The following is a 5,064-nucleotide window of genomic DNA, read 5'->3' on the forward strand; positions in this document are numbered from 1 at the left end:
ACTGCTACATTAGGAAATAGCTGGACTATAAAATAGAAATGGGGGAATGTTAAATGATAATTAACGGTGTTGAGTTAGAAGATATAGATTTCTATGATTTAGAAGTGGCAGAAAAATATGATAAGTCCATGGAGGAGTTAAAAAAAGTAGAAGAAAATAATAAGAATATGAGTATGACACAAGTTGTTAAAACTCAATGTGAAACTATTTTTAACGTATTTAATACTATGTTTGGAGAAGGAACTGATAAAAAGGTATTTGGGAATAGAGTTAATTTAAAAATATGCTTAAAAGCCTTTAGCGAATTGGTTGACCAAGCAAATGAACAAAGAGTAGAAATTGAAAAAATAGCTCATAAATATTCTCCTAACAGAGCTCAAAGACGTGCTAAAAAATAATGAATATACTAGTTGATTTATTGCCTATTACAGTAGAGATTGATAATAAGGAGTACGAGATTAATAGTGATTTCCGTACTTCTATTTTATTTGAATTATTAATGCAAGATAGTTCTATAGGAGAAGAAGATAAAATTATAACAGCTTTAGAACTTTATTATCCAGTTATACCGGAAAACATCAATGAAGCAATAGAGCAAATGTTATGGTTTTATAGGTGCGGTAAAGAAATAACATCATCTAAAGGAAATGGTAAAGGTAAGAGAGTCACTCAAATTTATAGTTTTGAACATGATGATGATTATATATATGCTGCATTTATGGACCAATATAATATAGATTTACAGGATATAGAGTATTTACATTGGTGGAAATTTAAAGCTATGTTTAAGAGTCTTAAAGAGGATAATGAGATAGTTAAGATAATGGGATATAGGAGTATGGATCTGTCTAAGATTAAGTCTAAAGAAGAAAAGGCTTATTATAAGAAGATGCGCAAACTATACGAAATACCTATACCTAAAGATGAAAGAGAAAAACTAGATGAAATAACCGAAGCTTTACTTCTTGGGAAAAATGTAAATAATCTATTGTAAAAATATTAATAAAAATTGTAAATTAACCTCAAAAATGGTATTATATAAATATATTTTAACTGTTTGAGGGGGAGATACAATGGGAAACGAAAAAGGATGTCCTAAATGTGGCAGCAATAACGTACAAATAATAAACGATTCTACAACGGAAACAAAGGGGTTCGGAGCTGGAAAAGGATGTTTAGGAGCGATATGTTTTGGTCCTATAGGATTATTGTGTGGAATGTGTGGAATGGGGAAAAGCAAAACAAGTCATAGTGCATATAGGATGTGTGTAGATTGTGGAGAGAAATTTAAATAAACAATTAAAATTATGGACAACACTTATGAGAATAGGCGGGTACACTTGTCATCAAATGCATGAAAGAAGCTTCTCTTATAAGGGATATCAATTTCCTGTATGTGCTAGATGTACTGGGATTTTGGTAGGACAAATAATTGGCCTTATATGCATTGTTTTAGATTTTAGAATTAACTTTTTATGGTCTTTGGTATTAATTATACCAATGGCTATTGATGGACTAATACAATTAATGAAAATAATAAAATCTAATAATATCCGAAGATTTGTTACAGGATTTATAGCGGGTATAGGATATACAAATTTTTTATTTAATATAGTAATAATTATCAAGCATTTAGTTTTTAACTAAGTGCTTTTTTAGTGTCAAAAACAAAGTAGGTGAGAAATGTAATGGCTGATGGAAGAATAATTATAGATACCCAGGTAGATAGTACTGGAGCCGAAAAAGATATAAAAGGTTTAAGCAGCAAATTAGGAAGTTTAACAAAAACGGGAGCAGTTGCAATAACAAGATTAGTCACTACTGCTAGTGCTGCGGTTGGAGCTTTGGCAGGAATATCGGTAAAACAATACGCTGAATTTGAGCAGTTAGTAGGCGGTGTTGAAACATTATTTAAAGATAGTAGTAAATTAGTACAAAGATATGCAGCTAACGCTTTTGAAACAGCAGGATTGTCAGCAAATGAATATATGAATACTATTACTAGTTTTTCTGCTTCGTTATTGCAAGGACTAGGCGGTGATACAGAAAAAGCAGCACGAATAGGACATCAAGCAATTATTGATATGTCGGATAACGCTAATAAAATGGGTACTGACATGGCTATGATTCAAAATGCTTATCAAGGCTTTGCTAAACAAAATTACACTATGCTAGACAATTTGAAGCTAGGTTTTGGTGGGACTAAAGAAGAAATGCAAAGGCTATTAGTAGAAGCTGAGAAGATAAGCGGTGTTAAATACAATATAAGTAATTTCAGTGATATTATAGAAGCAATTCATGTTATTCAGAATGAAATGGGAATTACAGGTACAACGGCAAAAGAAGCTGCAACTACAATTAGCGGAAGTTTTAATATGCTTAAATCTGCTTGGTCTAATATATTAACAGGAATGGCTAGTGATACGGAAAATTTTGATGACTTAGTAAATGATTTAGTTTATAGCTTACAAACTTTCGGGGGGAATATATTACCTAGAATAAAAATAGCTATAGGCGGAATTACAAAATTATTTAATAGTTTAGTACAAGAATTACCTTCATTAATAAATAGTGTTTTACCTGAGTTGTTGAATAGTGGTATTGATATAGTTAAAAACTTAATAAGCGGAATACAAGAGGGATTACCATCTTTAATAAATACAGCTTTAGATATAATGATGTCCTTAGTTAATGGTGTTATAGAGGTAATGCCAATGTTGTTAGAAATTGGGCTCCAAGCTTTAATGACGTTAGGGCAAGGTATAGCACAGAATTTGCCTACATTAATTCCTGTAATAGTGGATTTAATAATTTCTATGTGTAATATGATAATAGAAAATTTGCCCTTAATATTAGATGTTGCAATAGATATTATATTAGCTTTAGTAGAAGGATTAGTAACCGCATTACCTACATTGATTAGTGAGGTACCAAGAATAATTAATGAATTTTCTAATGCCATATACAATGCATTACCACAAATACTTAAAGCTGGCATTGATATAATACTTATGCTTATAAAAGGATTAATAAATTCAATACCAACTTTAGTAGCTAATATTCCTCAAATAATTATGGCTATAGTAAATGTATTTACCCTATTTAATTGGTGGCAAATAGGGTCTAATTTAATTGCAAACATAGGTAAAGGTATTACTAGTATGGTGTCTAATATAAAAGCTATTGCTAGTTTTACAGCTGAAAGTGTTATAAATGGAATTAAGGGAATATTTAGTGCTGGGGGTAGTATAGGTAAAAACTTAATAAGTTGGGTAGCTAATGGTATTAGTAGTTCTTTAGGTAACTTACTTCAAGCGGCTAAAAATGTAGCTATATCAGCTATACAAGGTATAAAAAATATATTTGGTTGGAATGAAGCATCTAGTATTGGTAAAAACCTTATACGTGGTATTTGGAATGGTATTTCAAATATGACTGGGTGGATATTAAACTTAATAGGTGGTTTTGCAGATAGTGTTATAGGCAGTATAAAAGGTTTCTTCGGTATACATTCACCTTCTAGGATTATGAGAGATTTAATAGGTACGAATATCGTTAAAGGTATTGGAGTTGGAATTGATATAGAAACTCCTAATCTAGAGAAAGATATTGATTCTAATATGAGTGATTTAGTTGCTAAAATGCAAACTACAGTAGATTATGAAACTGCTATGACTACAGCTAGAGTTGTAACAAAAAATAATAGTAGTGATGGAAATAGTATAAATAGTTCTGAAGGTATTCCAGAGGGTAGTGTATTCATATTAAAAAACGAAATAGATGGACAAAGCATAGGGGAATCAGTATATAAAGTAGTTAATGGTAAATTAGCTTTAGCTGGAAAGAGGGTGAGGTAGTGCTGGTAAATAATATAGATATAAAGAATTTTAAAGCGAAATTAATGAGTAGAAATATTAGTAGCGCAGAAGTTGACATATTTAATTATTGGGGTACTAATAATCTTAATCCTATATTTTATAAAAAAGGAAAGAATAAATTTAAGGTATTAAATATAACATTAGATATTATATGCAGTGATGCTAATGAGCTTGAAACTATGAAAGGTAATTTAATAAAACAATTTGAGAATGCTACTATAAAATTCGATGATATAGAGTATTTCTATAGAGGGTTTATTAGCAAAGAACCAAACTATAAATATATTATGAAAGGCAATGAAACAGTTGATATACAAATGTTTGTTATTGTTGAAAATACTCAAGTAACAGAAATGATTAATAGAATAATATCTAAAACTATAAATGTTTCTGGTAATTTAGAAACTCCAGCAATAGTAGAAGTAACGCCAAGTATAGACTTAATAGACTTAACTATTAATGGATTGGATGAAGAAGCTATAATCTTAAAGAATCTAAAAGCTAATAAAAAGCTTATAGTAAATGGAGAAGAAGGAACAGTAACAGTAGATGGTATTAATAAATATGGAGATACTGATATGTGGGGATTCCCAAGATTAAAGCCAGGAGCTAATACTATTACAGTAAGTAAAAACAATGTAGATATAACAATAAAATATAAACCAAGATATATCTAATGTGTTCAAATTGAATACATTTTTTTTATTAGGAGGAGTAGGTATGTTTATAAGAAAAAAGACATTATTAAATATGATTGAAGTGTTAAAGGGAGAAGTAGTTAATCTTAAGGAAAGAGTATCAGAATTAGAAACTCTTAATACTAGTAAAAAGATTAATTTTAATATTGATGGTAAAGAAATGGGAACAATTACAGCTGAGAAAATATGTTTAGCTAGTACAGAACCTATAGCAAGTTTTGATAGTAATGGACTTACTATTAAAGGTGAGATAAATATTAATGGATACAAGGAGGAACTATAAATGAGTAAAATCAAAATTAGTAATTTTGAAATGTTAAATGGATTAAATACTTTAGGGACATTAGCAGGATATAAACTGCCTGTAAAAATATCTTATGGTATCAAAAAGAATATAGAAATTATTTCAAGAGAAATTAAGATATACGAAGAGGAAAGAGCAGTATTAATTGATAAGTATGGAGAGAAAGACAAAGATGGGAAAGTAA

General features: G+C 29.7%; 7 protein-coding genes and 1 pseudogene. All 8 read left to right on the plus strand.

Annotated elements, in window-relative coordinates; all coding sequences use genetic code 11:
* Positions 1-53: 53 nt before the first annotated feature.
* A complete protein-coding gene (locus J7M87_RS12380; protein WP_111931641.1) occupies positions 54-398 on the plus strand; it encodes a DUF6673 family protein in 345 nt (114 codons plus the stop codon).
* Complete coding sequence (locus J7M87_RS12385) at positions 398-994, plus strand: bacteriophage Gp15 family protein (RefSeq protein WP_291651360.1); 597 nt, start codon at positions 398-400, stop codon at positions 992-994. The genes J7M87_RS12380 and J7M87_RS12385 overlap by 1 nt, the downstream gene beginning before the upstream one ends.
* Positions 995-1,073: 79 nt before the next feature.
* A complete protein-coding gene (locus J7M87_RS12390; protein WP_257447387.1) occupies positions 1,074-1,295 on the plus strand; it encodes a hypothetical protein in 222 nt (73 codons plus the stop codon).
* Positions 1,276-1,647 (plus strand): DUF2085 domain-containing protein, encoded by a 372-nt coding sequence (locus J7M87_RS12395; protein WP_291651361.1) that lies wholly within the window; start codon positions 1,276-1,278, stop codon positions 1,645-1,647. Before J7M87_RS12390 ends, J7M87_RS12395 begins: the two co-directional genes overlap by 20 nt.
* Before the next feature lie 41 nt (positions 1,648-1,688).
* The gene (locus tag J7M87_RS12400) at positions 1,689-3,857 is read left to right on the plus strand and encodes a phage tail protein (RefSeq protein WP_291651362.1); all 2,169 of its coding nucleotides are present in this window, start codon (positions 1,689-1,691) and stop codon (positions 3,855-3,857) included.
* Positions 3,857-4,555 (plus strand): phage tail protein, encoded by a 699-nt coding sequence (locus tag J7M87_RS12405; protein ID WP_291651363.1) that lies wholly within the window; start codon positions 3,857-3,859, stop codon positions 4,553-4,555. The genes J7M87_RS12400 and J7M87_RS12405 overlap by 1 nt, the downstream gene beginning before the upstream one ends.
* 43 nt (positions 4,556-4,598) lie before the next feature.
* Positions 4,599-4,859, plus strand: a complete 261-nt coding sequence (locus J7M87_RS12410; protein ID WP_209740968.1) for a hypothetical protein — start codon at positions 4,599-4,601, stop codon at positions 4,857-4,859.
* Positions 4,860-5,064 (plus strand): annotated as a pseudogene (locus tag J7M87_RS12415) (hypothetical protein); the annotation flags it as partial.

This window comes from Clostridium sp. (assembly GCF_017888565.1).
Lineage (GTDB): Bacteria > Bacillota > Clostridia > Clostridiales > Clostridiaceae > Clostridium.